The sequence below is a fragment of the Delftia sp. 11MD genome, assembly GCF_050907895.1.
Taxonomy (GTDB): Bacteria; Pseudomonadota; Gammaproteobacteria; order Burkholderiales; family Burkholderiaceae_C; genus Comamonas; species Comamonas tsuruhatensis.
Genome location: NZ_CP194333.1, coordinates 4,704,429 through 4,728,937 on the forward strand (window position 1 = coordinate 4,704,429; position 24,509 = coordinate 4,728,937).

A 24,509-nucleotide genomic window follows, 5' to 3' on the forward strand; every position below is an offset into this window, starting at 1 on the left:
GCGCCCCAAGTGTCAACGATGTTTTCCAGCGCCCGGATCGCGCTCAGCCCGTGGTCAGCGCCGGCTGCGGCTGGGTGCGCGGCGGCCGCAGCGGCGGCAGCGGCGCCTGCGCCTTCATGGACCGGCGCAGCGCCACTGCGTCGGCCACGGCCGCCGGTGCCCGGGCCGTGGCGTCCAGCCGGAAGACCTGCACGGTCTCCGACACGGTCTGCGCCTGGGCCTGCAAGGCCATGGCCGATGCCGCGTTCTGCTCCACCAGCGCCGCGTTCTGCTGCGTGATGTTGTCCAGATGCGCCACGGCCGCGTTGACCTGCGAGATGCCGCTGAGCTGCTCGTTGGAGGCGCTGTGGATTTCGCCGATCAGCAGGTTCACGCGCCGCACCAGGTCCAGCGATTCGGTCATGGTTTTCTGCGCGACCTCGGTGCGCTGATTGCCATCCAGCACCTTGGCGGCGGAGTCGTCTATGAGTTCGCGGATCTCCTTGGCCGCTGCCTGCGTGCGCTGCGAGAGACTGCGCACTTCGGCCGCCACCACCGCAAAGCCCCGGCCCTGGTCGCCCGCGCGCGCGGCCTCCACGGCGGCGTTCAGCGCCAGGATGTTGGTCTGGAAGGCGATGGAGTCGATGAGCTGCGTGATCTCGCCGATGCGCCCCGACGCGGCCTGGATCTGCTTCATGGTGGCCGCCACGCCGTCGACGGCGCCGCTGCTGCGCTCGGCCACCTCGCTGGCCTGGGTGGCCAGGTCCGTGGCCTGGCGCGCCGACTCGGCCGTGTGCTTGACCGTGCCCGTGATCTCCTCCATCGAGGCCGCCGTCTGCTGCAGGTTGCCGGCCTGGGTTTCCGTGCGCGCGGACAGGTCCTGGTTGCCCTGCGCGATTTCCCGCGTGGAGATCTGCATCTTGTCGCTTTCCTCGCGCGCATCGCGCACGATGGACAGCAGGTTCACATTGAGCTGGCTCAGCGCCTTCTGCAGATCGCCCACCACGTCCTTGCGCGTGATGCGTATGGTCTGCGTCAGGTCGCCGGCCGCCAGGCGGTTGGCCTGCAGCACCATCTGCGCCAGCGGCGCCACGGTCAGCCGGTACGCCCAGGCCCCGGCCAGCCCCGTGAAGATGCAGACCGCCAGCCAGGCCAGCGCGGACCATGCATCCAGCGTGTGCCCTCCCGCCATCGCCGCGCCAAAGGCTGCCGCCACCACCAGGAAGAAGATCAGCACCAGCTTGCCTGCCAGGCCCAGGCTCAGCGCGCTGGCAAGGCGTCCGCGCAGGTTGTTGCGCACCAGATGGCCGGCGCGCAGCACGTGGACCTTGCGCCCTGCGTCCTTTTCGGCGCGCATGGTGGCGTAGAGGCGCTCGGCCGCATCCGTCTGCTCGCGCGTGGCCTCGGTGCGCACCGACATGTAGCCCGAGGGCCGGTCGCCTTCCATCAGCGGCGTGACATTGGCCATGACCCAGTAGAAGTCGCCGTTCTTGCGCCGGTTCTTCACGGGCGCCGACCAGGGCAGGCCGGCCGAGATGGTGGCCCACATGTCGCGGAAGGCTTCCTCGGGCATGTCGGGGTGGCGGATCATGTTGTGGGGCTGGCCCAGCAGTTCTTCGCGCTCGTAGCCGCTGACCTCGATGAACATCGGGTTGCAGTAGAGGATGCGCCCCTTCAGGTCCGTGGTGGACACCAGGGTCTGGCCCTTGGGAAATGCGTATTCACGCGTGCTGACTGGCAGATTCACTCTCATAGGCGTGGTCCCTTGAAGAAGAAAAATCCTTCACGTCATTGCGGCCCTGGCTTACTGCAGGACCCGGTGGCTTGTTGTACCCCGATTCGTCGCATTTGAAACAAATCGCCACAAAACCTCCATTCGATTCAGACATCTGATTGCGCGCTCTCGATAGCGGGCGCACCGCCTTGAGGCATGCGACGCACCACCATGGCTCGGCCGCCGGGCTGCAGCCCCGAGGACAGCGCCCGAGCAGGGCTGCGCGCCCTGGCATGCCGCTTGCTTCATCCCGTGCGTGGCCATTGCAGGCCATGGGGGCAAGGCGCAACGAGGTGCCGCTGCCCCAGGGACAAAGGCGTCAACCCGCGCGCAGGCAGCAGCCGCGCAGTGGGGATGACGCCTTTTTGCTTTTCGAACCGATGCGGGGGCGCAATGAAGAAACCCAGGCTGGTGATGGTGGGCAACGGCATGGCCGGCGTGCGCACGCTGGAAGAGCTGCTCAGGATCGCGCCCGACCTCTACGAGATCACCGTGTTCGGCGCCGAGCCGCACCCCAACTACAACCGCATCATGCTGTCGCCCGTGCTGGCGGGCGAGCAGCAGCTGGACGAAATCATCCTCAACGACTGGTCCTGGTATGCCCGGCACGGCATCACCTTGCATGCAGGCTGCCGCGTGCATGCGGTGGACCGGGCGCGCCGCGTGGTGCACGCCGTGGACACGGCCGGACAGCCGGTGAGCGCCGGGTACGACCGCCTGATCCTGGCCACGGGATCGCGCCCCTTCATGCTGCCCGTGCCCGGGCGCGAGCTGGAAGGCGTGCTGGGCTACCGCGACATTGCCGACACCCAGGCCATGATCGCGGCGGCCGCCAGCCACCGCCATGCCGTGGTCATCGGCGGCGGACTGCTGGGCCTGGAGGCCGCCAACGGCCTCATGAAGCGCGGCATGGAGGTCACCGTGGTGCATGCTGGCGAGCGCCTGCTGGACCGCCAGCTCGACGAGACCGCCGCCGCCTTGCTGCAGGCCTCGCTGGCCGAGCGCGGCATGCGCTTTCTGATGCAGGCCCAGACCCGCGCGCTGACGGGCGACGGCCAGGGCCGCGTGGCCTGCGTGCACCTGCAGGACGGGCGCGATGCGCCGGCCTCGCTCGTGGTCATGGCCGTGGGCATCCGGCCCGAGACCGCGCTGGCCGAGCAGATGCACCTGCACGTGCAGCGCGGCATCGTGGTCAGCGACACGCTGCAGACCGTGACCGACCCGCGCATCTATGCCGTGGGCGAATGCGCGGCGCACCGGGGCGTGGCCTACGGGCTGGTGGCGCCGCTGTTCGAGCAGGGCAAGGTGCTGGCCAACCACCTGGCCGAAATCGGCATCGGCCGCTATCCGGGCTCGCAGACCTCGGCCAAGCTCAAGGTCACGGGCATTCATCTGTTCAGCGCAGGCGACTTCCGCGGCGACGACGGCACGGAGGAAATCGTGCTCAGCGACCCCGGCGCGGGCGTGTACCGCAAGCTGGTGCTGCGCGGCGACAGACTGGTCGGCGCCTGCCTGTATGGCGACACCGAGGACGGCGGCTGGTACTTCCGCCTGTTGCGCGATGGCGTGGCAGTGCAGGAACTGCGCGACCGCCTCATGTTCGGCGAAAGTCAAGCCAGCCAGGCCAGCCAGGCCGACCCGGCCAGCGGCCCGTGACGGCGCCCGCCCCCGTGCCCTGCCCTTCCCTCATCCACCCCAGGCCCACCATGCAAGAAACCCGATCCACCTGCCCCTACTGCGGCACAGGCTGCGGCGTCATCATCGAAAGCGATGGCGCCCGCATCACGGGCGTGCGTGGCGACCCGGCGCATCCGGCCAACCACGGCCGCCTGTGCACCAAGGGCAGCACGCTGCATCTGACGGCCTCGCCCGCCCTGGCGCGGCAGACCCGGCTGCTGCAGCCCGCCCTGCGCACCACGCGCGGGGCGGCGCCCCGGGACATCAGCTGGGATGCCGCGCTGGACCTGGCAGCCGGCAGGCTGGCCTCCATCGTGCAGGAGCACGGCCCCGACGCCGTGGGCCTGTATGTGAGCGGCCAGTTGCTGACCGAGGACTACTACGTCTTCAACAAGCTGGCCAAGGGCCTGATCGGCACCAACAACATCGACACCAATTCGCGCCTGTGCATGAGCAGCGCCGTGGCGGGCTACAAGGCCACGCTGGGCGCCGACGCGCCGCCGGCCTGCTACGAGGACGTGGACCATGCGGACTGCCTGTTCATCGTGGGCAGCAACGCGGCATGGGCCCATCCCGTGCTCACGCGGCGCATAGAGCAGGCGCGTGCTGCGCGGCCGCAGATGAAGATCATCGTGGCCGACCCACGCCGCACCGACACGGCCGGCATGGCCGACCTCTTCCTGCCGCTGCGCCCCGGCAGCGACACACTGCTGTTCCACGGCATGCTGCACATCATGGAGCTGGAAGGCTGGCTGGACCGGGCCTACATCGCGCGCCACACCAGCGGCTTTGCCGACCTGCAGGCCCTGGTGCGGGAGGCCACGCCCGAGCGCGTGAGCGAGGTCTGCGGCCTGCCCCGCCACGACCTTTTCCAGGCCGCGCAGTGGTTCGCGCTGGGAGGAGATGCGCGGGACGGCGCCGCCCGTGGCGCAACGCTCAGCCTGTACTGCCAGGGCCTGAACCAGAGCAGCAACGGCACGGCCAAGAACGCCGCGCTGATCGGCCTGCACCTGGCCACGGGCCAGATCGGGCGCGCAGGCGCAGGGCCGTTCTCGCTCACGGGCCAGCCCAATGCCATGGGCGGGCGCGAGGTGGGCGGGCTGGCCAATCTGCTGTCGGCCCACCGCGACCTGGCCAACCCCGCCCACCGCGCCGAAGTGGCCGCCCTGTGGGGCGTGGACGCCGTGCCGCCCCGCCCTGGCAAGACCGCCGTGGAGATGTTCGAGGCCGCCGCCGAGGGCGAGATCCGCGCGCTGTGGATAGCCTGCACCAACCCCGCGCAAAGCATGCCCGACCAGGCCCTGGTGCGGCGCGCACTGCAGCGGGCCGAATTCGTCATCGTGCAGGAGGCCTTCGCCACCACCGCCACCTGCGCCTACGCCGACCTGCTGCTGCCCGCCACCACCTGGGGCGAGAAGATCGGCACGGTGACCAACAGCGAAAGGCGCATCTCGCGCGTACGCCCCGCCGTGGCCGCACCGGGCGCCGCGCGCCATGACTGGCACATCGCCGTGGACTGCGCGCGGCGCATGGAAACGCGGCTGCGCCCGGGCCGGCCCAGCCTCTTCCCCTACGACACCGAGGACGCCGCCGCAGGCGCCGAAGCCATCTGGAACGAGCACCGCGAAAGCACGCGCGGGCGTGACCTGGACATCACCGGCCTGTCCTGGGATCTGCTGGACGCGCAAGGCCCCCAGCAATGGCCGCTGCCCGAAGGCGCAGCCCTGGGCCGCGCACGGCTCTACGAAGACGGCCGCTTTCCCACGCCCGATGGACGCGCCCGCTTTGCCCTGCTGCCCTGGCAGCCGCTGGCCGAGTCGCCCGATGCGAGCTACCCCTTCAGCCTGACCACGGGCCGGCTGCGCGACCAGTGGCACGGCATGAGCCGCACGGGCCAGTTGGGACGACTGTTCGGCCAGGCTGCCGAGCCCAGTGTGCAGATGCATCCGCAGGACATGGCCGAGCGCGGCCTGCGCGCGGGCGACCTGGTGCAGGTGAGCAGCCGCCGCGGTGCCCTGCTGGTGCCGGTGCAGCCCGATGCCACGCTCGCGCCCTCCCAGCTCTTCATGGCCATGCACTGGGGCGGCGAGTACCTGGGCGGCACGGCCACGGGGGGCCTCAACGCACTGACCACGCCGGCCTTCTGCCCCGCATCCAAGCAGCCTGAACTCAAGCACACGGCCGTCAAGCTGCAAAAGGCCGCTCTGCCATGGACCCTGCTGGCCATGGCCTGGCTGCCCGAGGACCGCGTGCTGGCCGTGCGCGAGCAGCTGTCCGCCCTCATGCCGCACTTCGGCTTTGCCAGCTGCGTGCCTTTCGGCAATGCCGTGCCGCTGCAGGACGCCGCCCACGCCCGCCACGGAGTGCTGCTGCGCGCCGCCGCGCATGAGGCGCCCGACGACGCCCTCATCGCGCAGATCGAGTCCCTGCTGGGCCTGGATGCCGCCGACACCCTGCGCTACAGCGACCGCCGCCGCCAGCACAGCCGTGCGCTGCGGCTGGACCGCACCAGCCTGTCCACCACGGTCGAAGCCTTGCTGCTGGCCGGAGACACGCGCGCCGGCAGCTGGCTGGGCACCCTGCTGAAGGACCAGTTGCCGGCCCAGGACTATGGGCGCCTGCTGCTCATGTCCTCGGCCTCGGCACCGCTGCCCCTGGCGCAGCGCACGCGCCAGGTCTGCGCGTGCTTCGACGTGGACGAGGCCGCCATCGAAGGCGTGCTTGCGCGCTGCGAGGGCAGCGACGATGCCCGCCTGGCCGCTTTGCAAGGCCAATTGCGCTGCGGCACCAACTGCGGCTCCTGCCTGCCTGAACTCAAGCGCCTGGTGCGCCACATCCCCGTTGCGCCCAGCCCGCAGGCGGCATGAAAGAGGCCATGGAACGACAGGTTTGCATATATAGCGAAAAGTAATGAAACCTGCGGGAAAATATGCGCCCACAGGATTCCACCCACGATCACCACGCCATGGGCATCAGCCAATACATCAAGGAAATAGGCCGCGGCGCACGCGGAGCCAAGGCGCTGGAGCGCGCGCAGGCCGCCGACCTGTTCGGCCAGGTGCTGGACGGGGGCGTCACCGATCTGGAGATCGGCGCCTTCTGCATCGCCATGCGCATCAAGGGCGAGACGGTCGAGGAGATGAGCGGCTTCCTGGATGCCGTGCATGCGCGCGCCGCGCGCTTTCCCGCATCGGCCCATGGCCGCCCCGTGATCGTGCTGCCCAGCTACAACGGCGCGCGCCGTTTGCCCGTGCTCACGCCCCTGCTGGCCCTGCTGCTGGCGCGCGAAGGCCTGCCCGTGCTGCTGCACGGCATGCGCACCGAGGCGCGGCGCATCCTGGCCAGCGATGTGCTGCAGGCGCTGGGCATTGCGCCGCTGCAGGCACCCCAGGCACTCGATGGCGGCCAGGTGGCCCATCTGCATACCGAACACCTGCATCCGGCGCTGGCCCGGCTGCTGTCCGTGCGCGAGGTCATCGGCCTGCGCAATCCGGGCCACAGCGTGGTCAAGCTGCTGGCGCCCTGCGACGGCCCGTCCTTGCTGGTGACGGCCTACACCCATCCCGAGTACCTGCCCATGCTGCACGGCACCTTCGGGACGCTGGGCATGAATGTGCTGCTCTCGCGCGGGCTGGAGGGCGAGGTCGCGGCCGACCCGCGCCGGCTGCCGCGCTACGACGGATTCGTCGCAGGCGCCCACCAGCTGCTGGCCGAGCAGCAAAGCGGCACGGCCTCCGAAATCCCGGGCCTGCCCGCCGAGATCGACGTGGACACCACGGCGCGCTACACCGAGGACGTGCTTGCGGGCCGCCTGCCCGTGCCGCCGGCGCTCACGCGCCAGGTGGAACACATCGTCCACCTTGCCGATCAGATTCGCTGAACACCCCAGAAAAACGGAGCCCCGCCATGACGACCCCGTCCCACACCCCCGCAAACACCGCCCGGCGCGGCAGCTGCACCCTGGTCGGCGCCGGCCCCGGCGACCCGGAGCTGCTGACCATCAAGGCCCTCAAGGCCATACAGGCGGCCACCGTGCTGCTGGTCGATGACCTGGTCAGCGATGCCATCGTGGCCCATGCCTCGCCCACGGCGCGCATCGTCTACGTGGGCAAGCGCGGCGGCTGCAAGAGCACGCCCCAGGCCTTCATCGAAAAGCTCATGCTGTCCGCCGTGCAGGATGGCGAGACGGTGGTGCGCCTCAAGGGCGGCGACCCCTTCATCTTCGGGCGCGGCGGCGAAGAGGTGGAGCATCTGCGCGAGGCCGGCATCGAGGTCCAGGTCGTCAACGGCATCACGGCCGGCCTGGCCGGGCTCACCAGCCTGGGCGCGCCGCTCACGCACCGCGACCGGGCGCACGGCGTGGTCTTCATCACCGGCCACGCCAAGCCCGGCGACAGCGGCACGGACTGGCGCCAGCTGGCCGCCACCGCGCGCGATGCCCGGCTCACCCTGGTGATCTACATGGGCGTGAGCAGCGTGGAACACATCCGCGCCGAGCTGCTGCACGGCCTGCCCGCCGCCACGCCCGTGGCCGTGATCCAGCACGCCAGCCTGCCGCAGCAGCGCCATGCACTGGCCACGCTGGACACGCTCGTGCAATGCATTGCCGACACCGGCCTGGGCAGCCCCAGCGTCATCGTCGTTGGAGATGTGGTCCATGGCATTCGGGCAATGGCCGAACCCCAGGAGCAGCCCAACCCTGCCGTTGCTGCCGCCTGAGTGCCGAGCTGCAACAAAGAAAAAATCTATCGATAGATAAAATCATTAGTTTTCATTAAAAATCTCCTGTTGGTTGCCGAAAACAGCGTCTAGACCGTTTTCGCAGGCCGTCAGCTGCGCCGGACGGCGGCAGCGCCACCGGGGGATTCAATGAAAACATCAAGCCGTACTCTCACTTCCACAGCGATGCAGGCATGGTGGCCGGCATGCCGACACCTGGCGGCCCAACTGCTGGCCGGCTGCGCACTTGGCATGGCCATGCCCATGCCCGGCCTGGCCAGCGGCGCCGACATGGTGCTGGCCACGCGCGTCACGGCAGGCGCCAAGCCCTGGCTCACGCCTGCGCACCACCAATGGCTGCAGGCGCGCGGGCCGCTGACGCTGGGCATTTCCACGCCGGACCATCCGCCGCTGGGCATGATCGATGGCGATCGCTTCCAGGGCATCACGGCCGACCACCTGGGCCTGCTTTTTCCCACGCCCGTGCGCTTCAAGTCCTATGGATCGCGTGCGGCCGTGCTCGATGCGCTGCGCCGCGGCGAGATCGACCTGGCCTGCGGCGGCACCGAGCTGGAAGCCGAACGCGCCGACCTGGCCCTGAGCGTGCCCTACCTGCCCAGCCAGCCCGTGCTGGTCTCCCCGTCGAATGCTCCCTTCGACGCCCGGCGCCGGGGTGCGCGGCTGGCCATGACGCCCGACCAGCTGCTGCGCTCCCAGGTGGCTGCCGCCTACCCCCTCAGCGAGCTGCTGACCTATGAAACACCCCGCCGCGCGCTGGAGGCGCTGAGCCTGGGCGAGATCGACGGCTTCGTCGGCGACACGGTCACGGTGCACTACCTGATCCAGGCCAACTACCTGCTCAACCTGCGCGTGCAGGGCTTTGCGCCCATAGAAAGCCGTGGCTTCGGCATGCTGGTGAGGCATGGCGATGCACAGCTGAAGGCCTACCTGGACCAGGCCCTGCCCAGCATCACCGTGCAGCACGGCGACGACATCCTGCGCAGCTGGAGTGGAAGCCGCCGCCCGCTGCTGGGCGGCGACCGCGTGGCGCTGACGCCCTCGGAAAAGCAGTGGCTGGATGCCCATCCGCGCATTCCCGTGGTCCTCAACGGCTCGCTGGGTCCGCTGGGACAGCTCGATGCCGACCGCCAGGCCCAAGGCATCGGCCCCGACTACCTGGACCTGATCAGCCGCCGCGCCGGCCTGCAGTTCGAGTACATCGCCGCGCGCAACTATTCCGAACTCGAAACCATGCTGGGCTCCGGCAAGGCCCTGCTCACCCCGGCGTACACCTCGCCGCCCACGGCCTCGCCCGATATCAGGCTGCTGCCGCCCTATCTGCGCAGCACGGTCGTGGTGATGGCCCGGCCCGAGGCCAACGCAGGCACCCCGCGCGACAAGCCCATACACCACCTCCAGCGACTGGAGGGCAAGCGCGTGGCCATGGTGGCGGGCTTCTTTCTCGAAAGCACGGTGCGCAGGGAACATCCGAGCATACGGCTGCAGCTGTATGCCGACCTGACCCAGGCCCTGGCCAGCGTGGCGGCCAATGACAGCGATGCCTTCGTGGGCAACGACTACGCGGCGCGCTATGCCAACGCCCAGCAATTGGGCAGCCGGCTGCAGCTCACCGGCATCCTGGACGACTACACCCGCCCCATCAGCCTGGCCGTGCACGCCGCCGAACCTGAACTGCTGGGCATCCTGGAAAAGGCCCAGCTGTCCATCGCACCCGAAGAGGTGGCCGAAATCGTCCACCACTGGGCGCCGCACCATAACGGCAACGGCGCGAGCTTCTGGCGCGAGCACCGCCAGCGCCTGCTGCTGGCCGGGGCGCTGGCCCTGGTCACGGTCATCTCCCTGGTCTGGGGCTTTTACCTGAGCCGCCAGATGCGCAGGACACGCCGGGCCGAGCGGCGCGCCGAGGCCGCCAACCAGGCCAAGAGCCTGTTTCTGTCCACCACCAGCCACGAGATACGCACGCCGCTGAGCGCCGTCATCGGCTTGCTGGAACTGGCGCAGGACCGGGAAAAGCTCGGCCTGCCCCACCGCGATATGCTGGCCTCCGCCCACAAGGCCGCCCAGGGCATGCTGCTGTTGCTGGGCAATGTGCTGGATCTGCACCGCATCGAGTCGGGCCATATCGACTCCACGCTCCAGCCCGTGGCACTGCGCCCGCTGATCGAAGACATGGCCCCGCTGCTGCAAGGCCTGGCCCACGGCAAGCGGCTGTCGCTGCGCACCGAAGTGGGCAGCGGCGTGGATCACAGCGTGACGGCCGACCCGCTTCACCTCAAGCAGGTGCTGTTCAACCTGCTCAGCAATGCCATCAAGTTCACCGAGCGCGGCAGCGTCACCCTGCGCGCGCATGGCGCCAGCCGGCATGACCGCCTGCTGCTGCAGATGGAGGTCGAGGACACGGGCATCGGCATTGCGCCGCAGGACCAGGCCCGGCTGTTCCAGCCCTTCTCGCAGGTGGAAGGCGCCCACCAGGACAAGGCCTTTGGCAGCGGCCTGGGCCTGAGCATCACGCGGCGCCTGCTGGAGCACATGGGGGGAACCATCACGGTGGACAGCGCACCGGGCCGAGGCTCGCGCTTCACGGTCAGGCTGAGCCTGCCACTGGTGGAGCCGGACCATCGCATGCAGGCCGACGTCACGCCCGCGTCAGAGGGAATATTGCCCCTGGTCCTGCCCGCCTCGGTGGCGCTGCAAGGAAAGCCCCAGGCCAGTGCCGAGCCCCTGCCCGCATCACAGCCCGGGTCCGGGTCCGGGTCCGGGTCCGACCTCAGAATCCTGGCCGTGGAAGACTATCTGTTCAACCGCGAGCTGCTCAAGAGCCAGCTGGCCGCGCTGGGCCACGGCATCTGCCTGGCCGGCGATGGACAGGAAGCCTGGGCACGCTGCCTGGTCGAGTCCTTCGATCTCATCATCACCGATGGACGCATGCCGCTCATGGACGGCTTCGAGTTCATCCGGCGCCTGCGCCAGCGCGAGGCCGAAAACCAGCTGCGCCGCTGCCGCGTGATCGCACTGACCGCCAGCCCCGAAGCCTCCGAAGCGCTGCGCTACCTGCAGGCCGGCGCCGACGAGGTGCTGTCCAAGCCGGCTGCCATGGAAGACCTCAGGCGCGTCATCGAACAGGTGCGGAACGAGCTGCAGGGCGGCACGCCCGGCACCTGGCATCCGCCGCCCGCCGCGCCCTCCACGCTCAGCCCGGCCTGACCGTGCTGCTGGCCGTCACGCGGCTTTGCTCGAAGCGCTGGGCCAGCTCGCGGCGCAGGTCCTTGCGGATCAGCGCAGCCTGCCAGCGGCGCCTTTCCTCGTCGTTGGACGGCACCAGCGTCGGCACGGCGGCCGGCTGCTTGTTCTCGTCCACGGCCACCATGGTGAAAAAGCAGCTGTTCACATGGCGCACCACCTGGGTGCGGATGTCCTCGGCCACCACCTTGATGCCGATCTCCATCGACGACTTGCCCGTGTGGTTGACGCTGGCCAGGAAGGTCACCAGCTCGCCCACGTGGATGGGCTGCAGGAACATCACCTGGTCCACGCTCAGCGTGACCACATAACGGCCCGCGTAGCGGCTGGCGCAGGCATAGGCCACCTGGTCGAGCTGCTTGAGAACGGCGCCGCCATGGACGTTGCCCGAAAAGTTCGCCATGTCGGGCGACATGAGCACAGTCATGCTCAGCTGGTGCGATGGGAAATTCATCACGGGATTCTAGGAAAAAGCGCCATTGCGCGAGAATGGGCGCCCTTTTGCCCCCCGAGTGACGTTTTTGTGACCTCTTCCCTCTCTTTCGACGCCATCGTCATCGGCGCCGGCGCGGCCGGTCTGTTCTGCGCGGCCCAGGCCGGACAGCGTGGCCTGTCGGTGCTGCTCCTGGACCACGCGGAGAAGGTGGCAGAGAAGATCCGCATCTCGGGCGGTGGCCGCTGCAACTTCACCAACCGCGACCTGGACGTGCGCGCGCCCCACAAGCACTTCGTGGGCGGCAACCCGCAGTTCTGCCGCTCGGCCCTGTCGCGCTACACGCCGGCCGACTTCATTGCGCTCATGGACAGGCACGGCATCGCCCACCATGAAAAGCACAAGGGCCAGCTGTTTGCCGACCGCTCGGCCGAAGACATCATCGCCATGCTGCTGGCCGAATGCCAGGCCGGCGGCGTGCAGCGCTGGCAGCCCTGCAAGGTCGATTCCGTGGCGCACTCGGACGGCCAATACCGCCTGCAGACCAGCCGGGGCGCCGTGCAGGCGCCCAGCCTGGTCATCGCCACGGGCGGCCTGTCCATCCCCAAGATCGGCGCCACCGACTTCGGCTACCGCCTGGCCCAGCAATTCGGCCTGCCCCTGGTCGAACGCACGCCGGGCCTGGTGCCGCTGACCTTCGATGGCGACGCCTGGGCCCCCTACGCCCAGCTCGCGGGCCTGGCCCTGCCCGTGGAGATCAGCACCAGGATCAGTGACCCCCACGCTCCGCCGCTCCGCGGGTCGCTGCCCCCCGAGGGGGCCGCTTCTGCCTTGGGGCGGCCCGGCGGCAAAAGGAAAGAACGCATGGCCTTCATGGAAGACCTGCTGTTCACGCACCGGGGCCTGTCGGGCCCGGCCGTGCTGCAGATCTCGAGCTACTGGAAGCCCGGCACGCCCCTGAGCATCAACCTCGCGCCCGAGGTGGACCTGCAGGGCGAGCTGCTCAGGGCCAAGTCGCGCTCGCGCAAGCTCATCGCCAATGAACTGGCGCAGTGGCTGCCCTCGCGACTGGCCGATGCCTGGGTGCAGCAGGATGCTGCCTGGCAGCGCCCCATCGCCGAAGCCTCCGACAAGGCCCTGAACCAGCTGGCCGAGCGCCTGTCACGCTGGGAGATCGTGCCCACGGGCACGGAAGGCTACAAGAAGGCGGAAGTGACGCTGGGCGGCGTGGACACGCGGGCGCTCTCGCAGCAGACCATGGAATGCAAGACCCAGCCGGGCCTGTACTGCATTGGCGAAGTGGTGGATATCACCGGCTGGCTCGGCGGATACAACTTCCAATGGGCCTGGGCCAGTGGGCACGCCTGTGCGCAGGCCTTGCCTTCTGCCTGATTTGTCAGACCGCTTTCGTCTCGCGTATAATCGCCCGCTTTGCTGGCAATCGCCCCGTCGGCCAATACTAGTTAACTTTGGACGGGGACCAACCGCTGAACATGGCTCTCAGGCCCGATCTTCCCGGGAACCCGCTGTCAGCACAGATATCTGGAAATCTAGCTAATGACCACCATCCGCGTAAAAGAAAACGAGCCCTATGAAGTTGCCCTGCGCCGCTTCAAGCGCACCATCGAAAAGCTCGGCCTGCTGACCGACCTGCGCGCTCGCGAGTTCTACGAGAAGCCCACTGCCGAACGCAAGCGCAAGAAGGCTGCCGCCGTCAAGCGTCACTACAAGCGCGTTCGCAGCATGCAGCTGCCCAAGAAGCTGTACTGATCAGCCCTTGACCAGCCGGCTCTCGTCAGCCGCAAAACCCGCGCTCGGGACGCCAGGCGCGGGTTTTTTGTTTTTTGTTCCGTGTTTTCCGACGCCATCACCTCAGGAGAAAAGCCATGAGCCTCAAGGCCCAGATCACCGAAGACATGAAGACCGCCATGCGCGCCAAGGACAGCGAGCGCCTGGGCACCATCCGCCTGCTGCAGGCAGCGATGAAGCAAAAGGAAGTCGATGAGCGCATCGAGCTGGACGACGCCGCCGTCATCGCCATCGTGGACAAGCTGATCAAGCAGCGCAAGGACAGCATCGCCGCCTTCGAGGGCGCGGGCCGCCAGGACCTGGCCGACAAGGAAAAGGCCGAGATGGCCGTGCTGACCGCCTACCTGCCCGAGCGCATGTCGGCCGAGGAAGTGGCCACCGCCGTCAAGGCCATCGTGGCCGAACTGGGAGCATCCGGCCCCGGCGACATGGGCAAGGTCATGGGCGCGGTCAAGGCGCAACTGGCAGGCAAGGCCGACATGGGCCAGGTCTCCGCCGCAGTGAAGGCCGCCCTGGCAGGCTGATCCCCGGCCAGTCCGCTGCAGCAGCCGCCCCGCTCAGGGAGCGGCTGCCATCCACTCCTTCTTGAAGTGTTCCTGCAGGAACTCCACGCACACCCGCACCTTGGCCGACAGCTGCAGCCGCGTCGGATACACAGCCCAGACATTGGCCTCCTGCCGCCATTCGGGCAACACCTGCACCAGGCGCCCGGCCTGCAGATGGGCGCCCACATCCCATAGCGAGCGCAGCGCAATGCCGCGACCGTCCACGGCCCACTGCACCACCATCTCGCCGTTGTTGGCCGACAGCGGCCCCGTGACCTTCACCGCCTGCTCGGCCGCGCCCGCGCGCAGCCGCCACACGCCAAAGGCCTGGTCGCGCTCCTTGATGGCCAGGCAGTCATGGGCCGACAGCTCGGCCGGCGTGCGCGGCGTGCCACGGCGCGCCAGGTAGGCAGGCGCGGCGCACAGCACGCGGTGGTTGTCGGCCAGGCGCCGCGCAATCAGGTGGGGCGCGATCTCGTCGCCCACGCGCACATCCAGATCGAAGCCCTCGCCCGCCACATCCACCAGCCGGTCGAACACGTCCAGCCGCACCTGCAGCCCCGGATGGCGCTCCACCAGCCTGGAAAGCGCGGGCGCGATCACATGCCGCCCGAAACCGAAGCTGCTGCTCACGCGCAGCAGGCCGCGCGGCTCGCTGCGCGTGATGGCCACCTCCTGCATCAGCTGGTCCATGTCGTCGAGGATGCGCTGCGCCCAGTGGAAGACGCGCTCGCCCTCCTCGGTCACGGCCACGCGGCGCGTGGTGCGGTGCAGCAGCTTCACGCCCAGTTCTTCTTCCAGCAGGCGGATGCGCTTGCTCACATAGGCGGGCGAGGCCCCCAATTCCTCGGCCGCAGCGGCAAAGCCGGATTTGCGGGCCACCACGGTGAAGACGCGCAGGTCTTCGGGAGACGGCTGTTTATTCACGATCTGTAAATAATGGAACCACAGTTGGCCGATTGTATTTAGCCCTGGCGCAGCCAACAATGCCATGCATGCGGCCTGGCTGTCAGCGGCGCCGCTTCATATCCATCCATTCGATCCAAGGACAGACACCATGCAAGACACATTCAAGATCGCCGTCATCGCCGGTGACGGCATTGGCAAGGAAGTCATGCCCGAAGGCCTGCGCGCCCTGGAAGCTGCCGCCAGCCGCTTTGCGATCAAGCTCGAATTCCACCATTTCGACTGGGCCCACTGCGACTACTACCTGGCCCACGGAAAAATGATGCCCGACGACTGGAAGGCGCAGCTGTCCGGCATGGATGCCATCTTCTTCGGCGCCGTGGGCTGGCCCGCCACCGTGCCCGACCATGTCTCGCTGTGGGGCTCGCTGCTCAAGTTCCGCCGCGAGTTCGACCAGTACATCAACCTGCGCCCCGTTCGCCTGTTCGAAGGCGTGCCCTGCCCGCTGGCCGGCCGCAAGCCCGGCGACATCGACTACTACGTGGTGCGCGAGAACACCGAGGGCGAGTACACCTCGCTGGGCGGCATCATGTACGAGGGCACGGACCGCGAGATCGTGATCCAGGAATCGGTCTACTCGCGCAAGGGCGCCGAGCGCCTGCTCAAGTACGCCTTCGACCTGGCCCAAAGCCGCGAGCGCAAGCACGTCACCCTGGCCACCAAGAGCAACGGCATCGCCATCAGCATGCCCTGGTGGGACCAGCGCGCCGAGGACGTGGCCAAGGCCTACCCGGAAGTCACGCTGGACAAGCAGCACATCGACATCCTGACCGCGCGCTTCGTGCTGCAGCCGGGCCGCTTCGACGTGGTCGCCGCCACCAACCTGTTCGGCGACATCCTCAGCGACCTGGGCCCGGCCACCACGGGCACCATCGGCCTGGCCCCCTCGGCCAACCTCAATCCCGACCGCAGCTTCCCCAGCCTGTTCGAGCCCGTGCACGGCTCGGCGCCCGACATCTACGGCAAGAACATCGCCAACCCCATCGCCATGGTCTGGTCGGCGGCGCTGATGCTGGACTTCCTGACCCACGGCCAGGGCGCAGGCCGCGCGGCGCACGACGCCATCGTCTCGGCCATCGAGGAAGTCATCAGGAGCGGCCCGCGCACGCCCGACCTGGGCGGCACGGCCAGCACCACCGAGGTGGGCCAGGCCATCGCCCGGCGCATCGCTGCCGCCTGAGGCGCCGCGCCGGGGTTCATGCCGCCCGGCAGCCCGGCCTACCGGCCCATGCGGCCCATGCGGCCCCTGCGCAGCCTGCCGGCCCCCATCCCGGCCGCCAGCAGGCTCAGCATGACCAGCGCCACGGTGTGCAGGGCCGGCACAGGCGTGGGCACCGGCGCCGCCACCACGGCCTGTGTGAAGCCCTGGCTCATCGGGGCGTAGACTGCATCCCCGCTGTAGTCGACCACAAGGCCGTGGGATCCGGCCGCCACGGGCAGCCGGACCGTGATGCTGGCGGCGCCGCCAACCAGGGGCGCCGACCCCAGCTGCGCCCCGTTGTACGAGACCGTGATGCTGCCCGAGGGGAGCGCCGCCGCCATCGCCCGCAGCGCCCCCCGTCGGTCCTGCGCCCCGGTCACGGCCGACACGCTGATGGTCACATCGTCGCCGGGCCGGGAAGGGTTGGGGGTGGAGGTGATCGCCAGGGTGGTTGTGGCCTGGGCGATCTGCACGCTTTGCTGCTGCCTTGCCGCCGCCTCGTAGTTCGCATCGCCGGCCTGGTCTGCCAGGATGCGGCAGGGTCCCGGCGCAATGAAGGAGACAGAACCGCCCGCGATGGTGCAATGGGCAGCCGTCGCCGCATCCACGGAGAACACCACCGCCTTGCCGGAAGCCCCGCCCGTTGCTGCCACGGCATAGGTATCGCCCACCTTGGCGGCCGCTGGCGCCACGGAAGTGAAGGCAATGGCCTGCGGGCCCTTGCCGATGCTCAGGGACAGGACTTGCCGGGCCGCAGGCAGATGGTTGGCATCCCCCTGCTGATCGGCGGCCAGCAGGCAGTTGTCCGTACCCGCCAGCCTGCTGGACACCTCGGCACCGCTGACGGAGCACGCCGCCGGCGTCAGGGAGCTGAACTGCACGGCCTGGGACGAGCCACCGCCGGCGGCGCTCAGAGCCACCCGTGCATCCACGACCAGGGGCGCCGGCATGCTCCAGACGATGTTCTGCGCAGCAGGCTGCACCGTCACCGGGTAAGCCACCTCGGGGGCGGGAGCATAGGTCGCGTCGCCGCCCTGCCGGGCCGTCATCGTGCAAGTGCCTGCGGAATGGAAGCTGAACACCCCTGCGGCATCGACGGTGCAAACCTCTGGCGCAGATGCGGAAAACGTCACGGCCAGGCCGGAGGTAGCCGTTGCAACGGGCGTGAATGTCGTGCCGAAGGTTTGCGCCGCCGGCTGCGCAAAGTCGATGCTCTGCTCCAGCCTGAGCGTGGTGAAGGGCACGCTGGCCACATCCGGCTGCACGCGGCCTGCGCCATCCCTGGCGATGAAGTGCAGCCTGTAGGCCGTATTCACCGCCAGCCCCCCGATATCGATATCGTGGACCACGCCTGCCGTCATGCCGACCGGGGAGCCGCCGGCCTGCAGCGTGGCGGCATCCGGCGCCGCGGCGGCCGCAGCAAGCACCTGCCAGTAGCCCGTGCCGTCCCGGTCCAGCGCCACGCGGGCCTTGGCCGTCACACCGCCCGCCTGCGGGTCGACGACGGGAGCCAGACTGAAGACCGGGCGGCCCAGCACATAGCCGGCAAACCCAGGGTTTTGCGCTGCATGCCACCCATCGGACAGGGATGACAGACCCGCCCAGACCGCATTGGCGGGGATGGACGATGCGTCCATGGCGAGCAGGGTCTGGATGCCATCGAGCGAATAGTGGAAAACAGTGCTGTCGATGGGGCGCGGGAGGGAGGACCCCTCGATCTGAAAGGAGCTGATCGTGGCCCAGGCTGCCGCTGCGGGAATTCCCATGGGATCGCTCGTCCGCAGGACCTGGCCCTGGTAGCTGTATGTGTAGTCCTCGTTCCAACTGTTGAGACCCCAGCCGTCATCCCAGTAGTTGGAAGGGGTGACCCAATCCGCAGTGGAGGGCGGCGAGCCGCCTTGCTGCACCACGCCGCCCACGCTGAACGTGTATTCGGTCACCATGGACGTATACCAAGCGTTGGACTGCGTCTGGTAGCCCGTCATGACCAGCCCCTGCGCCGGCGCGGCCACGGCCGCGACGCAATGCAGGCCGGCTCCGAATACCACCACCCACGGCATCATGGCCCTGGAAAATTCCGCCTGAAGGCAACTGCCTCGTTCTCTCACATGCACTCCCGTTTCAACTTGCTGTTCTTCTGGTCCGTGCCGGGGGTACCGGCAATGCAGGAGCCTAGCGGCCGCACCTGCCCGCGCCTTGACTGCGCGTTGCGCTTTTCTTGACAGTGCGTCCCGCCCCCTGCGCAACGCGGGCTGCCGCGCCACCGTCCGTTCATTTGCCACCAAACGCCTGCTGCCCCCGGCCCTGCAAAGCGGCGATACGCCGTCCAACCGGGCCGTCGTCTGGGCGCGGAGATGGCGGCATTGCCCCCGCCGCAGGCCCCTGGCCGGCGAACAGGGCAAGATGGCCGGCTGCGGCATTCGGGCCGCTCAGACACAGCACGGAATCTCCATGAAGCACTACGACTACATCGTCATCGGCGGCGGCAGCGGCGGCATTGCATCGGCCAACCGCGCCGCCATGCACGGGCGCCACTGCGCGCTGATCGAAGCCGGCGAGATCGGCGGCACCTGCGTCAACGTGGGCTGCGTGCCCAAGAAGGTCATGTGGCATGCGGCCCAGATCGGCGAGGCCATGCACCGCTACGGCCCCGACTACGGCTGGGATGCCACCGTCGAGGGCCTGGACTGGCAGCGCCTGCTGGACAGCCGCAGCGCCTACATCGACCGCATCCATGCCTCGTATGAAAGCGGCCTGGCACGCAACAAGGTCGAGCTGATCCAGGGCTTTGGCCGCTTCGTGGATGCGCGCACCGTGGAGGTGGGCGGCCAGCGGCTCAGTGCCGACCACATCCTCATCGCCACGGGCACGCGCCCGGCACGGCCCGACATACCTGGCGCCGAGCTGGGCATCGACTCCGACGGCTTCTTCGCCCTCAAGGCCCTGCCTGCGCGCACGGCCGTGGTGGGTGCCGGCTATATCGCCGTGGAGATTGCCGGCGTGCTGCACGCGCTGGGCTCGCAGACCCATCTGTTCCTGCGCCAGAACTCGGCACTGCGCGGATTCGATCCGCTGCTGAGCCAGACCCTGATGGAGATCATGGAGGCCGAAGGCCCCGCCGTGCACCGCCAGGCCACCCCGAAGGCCGTGGTCCGCAATGCCGACGGCAGCCTGGATCTGCAACTGCAGGACGGCAGCAGCCACACCGTGGACTGCGTGGTCTGGGCCGTGGGCCGCAGGCCCGACACCTCGGGCCTGAACCTGGAGGCCGCAGGCGTGGCGCTGCAGGACAGCGGCCACATCGCGGTGGACAAGTTCCAGGACACCAATGTGCCCGGCATCCACGCCGTGGGCGACATCACGGGCCGCATCGAACTCACGCCCGTGGCCGTGGCCGCAGGCCGGCGCCTGTCCGAGCGCCTGTTCAACGGCAAGACCGGCGAGCACCTGGACTACGACAACGTGCCGACCGTGGTCTTCAGCCACCCGCCCATCGGCACCGTGGGCCTGACCGAGCCGCAGGCGCGCGAGCGATTTGGCGACGATCAGGTCAAGATCTACCAGTCGGCCTTCACCGCCATGTACACGGCGGTCACGCGCCACCGCCAGCCCGCGCGCATGAAGCTGGTCTGCGTGGGCCCCGAGGAACGCATCGTGGGCATACACGGCATCGGCCTGGGGATGGACGAGATGCTGCAGGGCTTTGCCGTGGCGCTCAAGATGGGCGCCACCAAGCGCGACTTCGACGACACCGTGGCCATCCACCCCACGGCGGCAGAAGAGTTCGTGACCATGCGCTGAACGGCGCGCACCACCTGCCTCCGGCGGTTGACCACCGCCCTGGGCAGGGCACGCGCCGGGCGAGCGCGAAGCCGCCCAGGTTGGCGAAGGCATCGGGAATGGCCGGGAGCAGGCCGATCTGCGCCATGCTCCTGACGCCAGCCTCGCGGACGCTGGTGGCAGCCACAAGCTGCGCGCGATCCGCAGCCGGCTCCGCTCCTTCTCCTTTTCATTCCCCCGACATGGACCTCCTGCCCCTGCATGCCGCCGCTGCCTGCATGGCTGTGCGCTGACATTTCAGCTGCCTGCGGTGCATTGCCACCGTCCAGGGTCCTGCGTCGCCACGCTGGCCCCGGTGGAAACATCCGTCCACGGTTGGGATTTCAAGCGCCTACGCTCAAACACCCAATTCAATAGTCAAAAACAAATAAAGTATTTTCCCGATAGTCAAGTCAAATCGAAAAATTCACAATCCTTGTACGCGGGGAAAAAGAGGCATTGCTCCATGGAAAGCCTTGGTGTTTCTTTGTAGGCAATCCGACTTAATTCGAGTGCATACACCTTAATTTCCCGCATCAACCCAGCAGCCATGGGTCGAGAGCCGCGATCGGAGCCCAGGAGACATCCCATGCCCAGACTGCATTCGAAGACAGGGCATGGCGAGCCCGCGCCAGGCGGCATGCAGGCCAGCTTCTGGCCCCTGCGGCAAACGCAGGCGCTGGGCAGCAGGCTGAAAGCAGTGTTCGCGCTGGAGGCCTTCCACCGTGCGGGCAGCGGCGCCGGGAGCCGCTTGGCCGATGACGCCTTCTTGGCCCGCAGCGCCTATGGGGCTGAGCAGCGGCCGGGGCGCAACACCACACTCAACAAGGAGACAGATCCATGACAACCGATGTACTCGATACCTGGTCCCCGTTGACCGGGTCGCGCAACGCGGGCCACCCTCTGTCGGCGGACCGCATGATCTTGGGCGCGCCCACGGGCGGCTGAGGAGCAGGTCATGCACGAAGCCCCCCGCCCCACCCTCCCGCCCATCGGCTGCAACGGCCGTGGCGTGCAGCGCTCCTCGCGCCACCAGCCCATCGGCCTGCAGGAGCTGCCCATACGCGAGCAGTTCCGCCTCGTCAGCGAGACCGGCGTGTTCGACTGCTTCGACCGCCTGCCGCTGCGCCACCAGCTGGCCGACTACGAGTCGGCTATCGCCGAATTCAAGCTGCCCGTGCACACCGCCAGCTGGTTCTACCGCCTGGGCGAGGACGAGGTCCTGCTGGCCGGCAACCTTCGCATCTGCCGCGAGATCGGCGTGCGCTGCCACAACATCATGACCTTCAAGCACCACCGCGACGGCCATGTGCTGTCCGATGTGGAAATCGCCGAACACTATCTGCGGGTCTATGACGACGCCATGGGCCTGGGCGTGGAGCCCAGCTTCGCGCTGCATGTGAACACGTGGACCGAAGACTTCCTGCGCGTGCGCAGCGTGGCCGGGCGCGTGCAGGCACGCGGCGTGCCCTTTCACTTCACGCTGGACTACAGCCATGTGAACTTCAAGATCGGCAACCCGGCCGAGCTGGACCGGTCTGGCGTGCGCGGGCTGCTCGAGCGCGGCGAACTGGTGCTGGACCCGTTCGAGCCCGGCTCGCTGTGCGAACAATGGCTGGACATGGGCATCGTGCGCTGGGCCCAGCTGCGCGCGGCCGGCCCCAACCAGCCCCTGAACCTGTGGCACCGCGACGAGGACGGCAGCCCGGGCCGGGGCATCCAGTACCCCATGCTGCGGCCCGGACCCGGCGAATGGCATTCGCCCTGGCATGCCTACCTGCTGGAGCCCTCCAAAGAGGCCATCCGCAAGGTGCTGGCCTGCCACCATGCGCAGCCGCACAGCCCGCTGCGCTACCTCACCACCGAATTCATCAATCTCCCCGACTACGGCCTGGGCGCAGGCTATGACCTGCTGGAGCAGAACGTGGCGGCCGCGCGCTTCATGCGGCAAGCCTGGGACGAGATCTGCGCCCGCCCCGTACTCCGGGCCTCCTGCGAAGGTGCAGCATGAACCCCGCACAACACCCCCAAGGCCATGCCGTCATCATCGGCGCCGGACACGCCGGTGGCACCCTGGCCGCCCTGCTGCGCCAGTACGGCCACCCGGGCCCGATCACTGTGGTCGGCGGCGAGGACCTGCCGCCCTACCTGCGCCCGCCGCTGTCCAGGGCCTGGCTGCAGCAGGCCATGGGCCCGGACGAGCTGTTGCCGCGGCCCGCCGGCGCCTCTGCGGACCAGGCCATCGCCCTGCGCCCGGGCATGCGCGCCATGGCCATAGAGCCGGGCTCGCGGCAGGTGGCGCTGAACGACGGATCGGTGCTGCACTACGAACACCTGGTCATTGCCACAGGCTCCGCGCCGCGCTGGCTGGTCCTGCCCGGGGATGAGCGGCCTGGCATCACCTACCTGCGCACCATGGAAGACGCGCAGGCGCTGCGGAGCCATCTGCAGACCGCACGCTGCCTGGCCATCATCGGCGGCGGCTATGCGGGCCTCGAAATCGCTTCCACGGCCCGCAAGCTGGGCGTGCAGGTCCGGATCATCGAGCGCGAAGGCAGGCTGCTGACGCGCAGCGCCTCGCCGCAGATGGCTGCGCATCTGCTGCAGCTGCATGCAGGCCAGGGCGTGGAGGTGCATTTCAATGCAGCGGTCGCCGCCATCCAGGGAGACAGCCCCACCCGCATCACGGCCCTGTGGATGGCCGATGGCTCCCGACTGGAGTGCGATGCCGTGCTCATCGGCGTGGGCGCGGCGCCCTGCATGGAACTGGCGCAATCCCTCGGCCTGGACTGCGCCGACGGCATTGCCGTGGATGGCGAAGGCCGCACCGCCATGAACGGCATCTACGCCATAGGCGATGCCACGCGCCGCCCGCTGGCCGGCTACCCCGGGCTGCACCGGCTCGAAAGCGTGCCCAGCGCGCTCGAACAGGCCCGGCGCGCGGCCTGCGCCATCACGGGCAGCGAACTGCCCGCCCATGAAACGCCCTGGTTCTGGTCCGATCAGTACGACACCAGGCTGCAGATCGCCGGCCTGCCCGGCCAGGGCGACCAGACCGTGCTGCGCGGCAACCCGGCCAGCGGCAGGTTCGCCGTCCTGCACCTGCGCGGCGGCCAGCTGTGCGCCGCCGAATGCGTGAATTCGCCGGGCGAATTCATGGCTGCGCGCAAGGCCATCGCCGCCACGCACTGCGCCGACCCCGGTTTCCCAACGCTCCCCTCCAAAGCCCCACTCACGTCATGATCTCCATTGCCTTCATGGAGCACGGCGGCAGCGAGCATGCGGTGCAGGCCACGGAGGGACAGAGCCTCATGCCGAATGCGGCGGCGCCGGTGACGCAGCGCCAATGCAGCCGCAGCCGCAGCCGCAGGATCAGCGCGTTGCCAGGCTGCGCCCCACCGCCCGCAAACACTCCACCAGCAACCGCGTCGTCGCCGTCATCGGCTGGCCGCGCAGGGTGATCAGGCCCACGGGGGGCAGGTCGATGGGCACGGGCAGGTCCAGCACGGCGACCAGCCCCTGCTGCGCGAAATGCTCGGCCACGCCGCGCGCCATGAAGGCCACGGCGCCGCGCTGGTGCAGGAAGCTGATCTGCGACAGGAATGAGGCGGACTCGACCAGATCGGCCGGCGGATGCAGGCCGTGGGCGAAGAACTGCTGCTCCAGCTTCACGCGCAGCGATGCCCAGGGCGGGGGCATGACGCAGGGCATGTCGGCCAGCGCCTGCCAGCTCGCAGGCTGCGCCAGCAACGCATGGCCGGGGCGCACGACGGCGACCATGGGCTCGTCGTACAGGGCTTCGGTCTCCAGGTCGGGCGAGGCATAGCCGGGTTCGAGCCGGCCCACGAACAGGTCCAGCTCGCCCATGCGCAGCTTGGGCAGCAGCCGCGTGAGATCGCCCTCCTCGACCAGCACCGTGGTCTGGGCCGATCGCGCCTTCAACTGCTCGACGGCCCGGGCCAGCAGCATGGGCGTGGCCACGACCATGGCGCCCACGCTGGTGCGCCCGCGCGTGCCGCTGGCCTCGGCCGCCATTTCATCGCGCGTGCGTTCGAAGCCCACCAGCACCGAGCGCGCAAAGCGCACCATGCTGACCCCGGCCGCCGTGGGCTCGGTGCCGCGCGTGGAGCGCTCGAACAGCGTCATGTCCAGCATGCGCTCTATCTCGGCCAGGGTCTTGGAGACGGCGGGCTGGGTGACGGCCAGGAACTCGGCGGCGCGGCCCAGGTGGCGGAACTGGTCCAGCGCCACCAGCAGCTGCAGATGGCGCAGCTTGAGGTTGGAGCGCAGCACGCGGTCTATCTTGCTCATGGGGTCTTCATAGCT

General features: G+C 68.8%; 18 protein-coding genes. 13 read left to right on the top strand and 5 right to left on the bottom strand.

The features are described 5' to 3' along the window. Nucleotides 1–43: 43 nt before the first annotated feature. The gene (locus ACRSCF_RS21600; protein WP_016449720.1) at nt 44–1,732 is read right to left on the bottom strand and encodes a methyl-accepting chemotaxis protein; all 1,689 of its coding nucleotides are present in this window, start codon (nt 1,730–1,732) and stop codon (nt 44–46) included. 414 nt (nt 1,733–2,146) lie between these two features. Here ACRSCF_RS21600 and ACRSCF_RS21605 point away from each other — a divergent pair, with 414 nt between their 5' ends. The 5 genes from ACRSCF_RS21605 to ACRSCF_RS21625 all read left to right on the top strand — a co-directional run bounded on the left by ACRSCF_RS21605 (nt 2,147) and on the right by ACRSCF_RS21625 (nt 11,374). Beyond that, nucleotides 2,147–3,409, top strand: coding sequence for an NAD(P)/FAD-dependent oxidoreductase (locus tag ACRSCF_RS21605; RefSeq protein WP_082254194.1), 1,263 nt, complete (start codon nt 2,147–2,149; stop codon nt 3,407–3,409). Between the two features lie 50 nt (nt 3,410–3,459). Continuing rightward, nucleotides 3,460–6,297, top strand: a complete 2,838-nt coding sequence (locus ACRSCF_RS21610; RefSeq protein WP_244386570.1) for a nitrate reductase — start codon at nt 3,460–3,462, stop codon at nt 6,295–6,297. 98 nt (nt 6,298–6,395) lie between these two features. Continuing rightward, the gene (ybiB, locus tag ACRSCF_RS21615) at nt 6,396–7,310 is read left to right on the top strand and encodes a DNA-binding protein YbiB (RefSeq protein ID WP_034367674.1); all 915 of its coding nucleotides are present in this window, start codon (nt 6,396–6,398) and stop codon (nt 7,308–7,310) included. 26 nt (nt 7,311–7,336) lie between these two features. Continuing rightward, nucleotides 7,337–8,149 (top strand): uroporphyrinogen-III C-methyltransferase, encoded by an 813-nt coding sequence (gene cobA, locus ACRSCF_RS21620; RefSeq protein ID WP_016453800.1) that lies wholly within the window; start codon nt 7,337–7,339, stop codon nt 8,147–8,149. Between the two features lie 252 nt (nt 8,150–8,401). Beyond that, entirely contained in the window at nt 8,402–11,374 is a 2,973-nt protein-coding gene (locus ACRSCF_RS21625; RefSeq protein WP_244386574.1) for an ATP-binding protein, read from the top strand. On the opposite strand, the gene ACRSCF_RS21630 is transcribed toward ACRSCF_RS21625, so the two are convergent. Next, a complete protein-coding gene (locus tag ACRSCF_RS21630) occupies nt 11,361–11,864 on the bottom strand; it encodes an acyl-CoA thioesterase (RefSeq protein ID WP_017406259.1) in 504 nt (167 codons plus the stop codon). The two genes, ACRSCF_RS21625 and ACRSCF_RS21630, sit on opposite strands and share 14 nt — an antisense overlap. Nucleotides 11,865–11,933: 69 nt before the next feature. Between ACRSCF_RS21630 and ACRSCF_RS21635 the strand changes: the two genes are divergently transcribed. The 3 genes from ACRSCF_RS21635 (at nt 11,934) to ACRSCF_RS21645 (ending at nt 14,176) form a co-directional block, all read left to right on the top strand. Then, the gene (locus ACRSCF_RS21635) at nt 11,934–13,235 is read left to right on the top strand and encodes an NAD(P)/FAD-dependent oxidoreductase (RefSeq protein ID WP_047475250.1); all 1,302 of its coding nucleotides are present in this window, start codon (nt 11,934–11,936) and stop codon (nt 13,233–13,235) included. Between the two features lie 165 nt (nt 13,236–13,400). Further along, nucleotides 13,401–13,613 carry a 30S ribosomal protein S21 gene (gene rpsU / locus ACRSCF_RS21640; protein WP_003052999.1) on the top strand — a complete coding sequence of 71 codons (213 nt, stop codon included), beginning with the start codon at nt 13,401–13,403 and terminating at the stop codon, nt 13,611–13,613. Between the two features lie 116 nt (nt 13,614–13,729). Further along, entirely contained in the window at nt 13,730–14,176 is a 447-nt protein-coding gene (locus ACRSCF_RS21645; protein WP_016449728.1) for a GatB/YqeY domain-containing protein, read from the top strand. Between the two features lie 33 nt (nt 14,177–14,209). Here ACRSCF_RS21645 and ACRSCF_RS21650 read toward each other — a convergent pair whose 3' ends face one another. Continuing rightward, entirely contained in the window at nt 14,210–15,124 is a 915-nt protein-coding gene (locus tag ACRSCF_RS21650; RefSeq protein WP_017406911.1) for a LysR substrate-binding domain-containing protein, read from the bottom strand. A 130-nt stretch (nt 15,125–15,254) separates the two neighbouring features. Between ACRSCF_RS21650 and ACRSCF_RS21655 the strand changes: the two genes are divergently transcribed. Further along, the gene (locus tag ACRSCF_RS21655; RefSeq protein WP_017406912.1) at nt 15,255–16,343 is read left to right on the top strand and encodes a tartrate dehydrogenase; all 1,089 of its coding nucleotides are present in this window, start codon (nt 15,255–15,257) and stop codon (nt 16,341–16,343) included. Between the two features lie 38 nt (nt 16,344–16,381). Here ACRSCF_RS21655 and ACRSCF_RS21660 read toward each other — a convergent pair whose 3' ends face one another. Continuing rightward, entirely contained in the window at nt 16,382–18,427 is a 2,046-nt protein-coding gene (locus ACRSCF_RS21660) for an Ig-like domain-containing protein (protein ID WP_244386579.1), read from the bottom strand. Nucleotides 18,428–18,815: 388 nt separating this feature from the next. Here ACRSCF_RS21660 and gorA point away from each other — a divergent pair, with 388 nt between their 5' ends. From gorA to ACRSCF_RS21680, 4 genes are all read left to right on the top strand, one after another. Beyond that, nucleotides 18,816–20,165, top strand: coding sequence for a glutathione-disulfide reductase (gene gorA / locus ACRSCF_RS21665; RefSeq protein WP_016449732.1), 1,350 nt, complete (start codon nt 18,816–18,818; stop codon nt 20,163–20,165). Between the two features lie 607 nt (nt 20,166–20,772). After that, nucleotides 20,773–21,027 carry a hypothetical protein gene (locus ACRSCF_RS21670; RefSeq protein WP_034368029.1) on the top strand — a complete coding sequence of 85 codons (255 nt, stop codon included), beginning with the start codon at nt 20,773–20,775 and terminating at the stop codon, nt 21,025–21,027. A gap of 114 nt (nt 21,028–21,141) precedes the next feature. Next, nucleotides 21,142–22,194 (top strand): hypothetical protein, encoded by a 1,053-nt coding sequence (locus ACRSCF_RS21675; protein ID WP_016449735.1) that lies wholly within the window; start codon nt 21,142–21,144, stop codon nt 22,192–22,194. Then, on the top strand, nt 22,191–23,426 hold the full coding sequence (locus tag ACRSCF_RS21680) for an NAD(P)/FAD-dependent oxidoreductase (protein WP_034368031.1): 1,236 nt from the start codon (nt 22,191–22,193) through the stop codon (nt 23,424–23,426). The genes ACRSCF_RS21675 and ACRSCF_RS21680 overlap by 4 nt, the downstream gene beginning before the upstream one ends. A gap of 129 nt (nt 23,427–23,555) precedes the next feature. On the opposite strand, the gene ACRSCF_RS21685 is transcribed toward ACRSCF_RS21680, so the two are convergent. Continuing rightward, nucleotides 23,556–24,494, bottom strand: coding sequence for a LysR substrate-binding domain-containing protein (locus ACRSCF_RS21685; protein WP_034368037.1), 939 nt, complete (start codon nt 24,492–24,494; stop codon nt 23,556–23,558). Nucleotides 24,495–24,509 lie beyond the last annotated feature (15 nt).

What these genes read in the sequence shown, in the direction of transcription:
- ACRSCF_RS21600 (WP_016449720.1), bottom strand. Translation starts at nt 1,732, where the DNA reads ATGAGAGTGAATCTGCCAGTCAGCACGCGTGAATACGCATTTCCCAAG.
- ACRSCF_RS21605 (WP_082254194.1), top strand. Translation starts at nt 2,147, where the DNA reads ATGAAGAAACCCAGGCTGGTGATGGTGGGCAACGGCATGGCCGGCGTG.
- ACRSCF_RS21610 (WP_244386570.1), top strand. Translation starts at nt 3,460, where the DNA reads ATGCAAGAAACCCGATCCACCTGCCCCTACTGCGGCACAGGCTGCGGC.
- ybiB (WP_034367674.1), top strand. Translation starts at nt 6,396, where the DNA reads ATGGGCATCAGCCAATACATCAAGGAAATAGGCCGCGGCGCACGCGGA.
- cobA (WP_016453800.1), top strand. Translation starts at nt 7,337, where the DNA reads ATGACGACCCCGTCCCACACCCCCGCAAACACCGCCCGGCGCGGCAGC.
- ACRSCF_RS21625 (WP_244386574.1), top strand. Translation starts at nt 8,402, where the DNA reads ATGGCCATGCCCATGCCCGGCCTGGCCAGCGGCGCCGACATGGTGCTG.
- ACRSCF_RS21630 (WP_017406259.1), bottom strand. Translation starts at nt 11,864, where the DNA reads ATGAATTTCCCATCGCACCAGCTGAGCATGACTGTGCTCATGTCGCCC.
- rpsU (WP_003052999.1), top strand. Translation starts at nt 13,401, where the DNA reads ATGACCACCATCCGCGTAAAAGAAAACGAGCCCTATGAAGTTGCCCTG.
- ACRSCF_RS21645 (WP_016449728.1), top strand. Translation starts at nt 13,730, where the DNA reads ATGAGCCTCAAGGCCCAGATCACCGAAGACATGAAGACCGCCATGCGC.
- ACRSCF_RS21655 (WP_017406912.1), top strand. Translation starts at nt 15,255, where the DNA reads ATGCAAGACACATTCAAGATCGCCGTCATCGCCGGTGACGGCATTGGC.
- ACRSCF_RS21660 (WP_244386579.1), bottom strand. Translation starts at nt 18,427, where the DNA reads ATGATGCCGTGGGTGGTGGTATTCGGAGCCGGCCTGCATTGCGTCGCG.
- gorA (WP_016449732.1), top strand. Translation starts at nt 18,816, where the DNA reads ATGAAGCACTACGACTACATCGTCATCGGCGGCGGCAGCGGCGGCATT.
- ACRSCF_RS21670 (WP_034368029.1), top strand. Translation starts at nt 20,773, where the DNA reads ATGCCCAGACTGCATTCGAAGACAGGGCATGGCGAGCCCGCGCCAGGC.
- ACRSCF_RS21675 (WP_016449735.1), top strand. Translation starts at nt 21,142, where the DNA reads ATGCACGAAGCCCCCCGCCCCACCCTCCCGCCCATCGGCTGCAACGGC.
- ACRSCF_RS21680 (WP_034368031.1), top strand. Translation starts at nt 22,191, where the DNA reads ATGAACCCCGCACAACACCCCCAAGGCCATGCCGTCATCATCGGCGCC.
- ACRSCF_RS21685 (WP_034368037.1), bottom strand. Translation starts at nt 24,494, where the DNA reads ATGAGCAAGATAGACCGCGTGCTGCGCTCCAACCTCAAGCTGCGCCAT.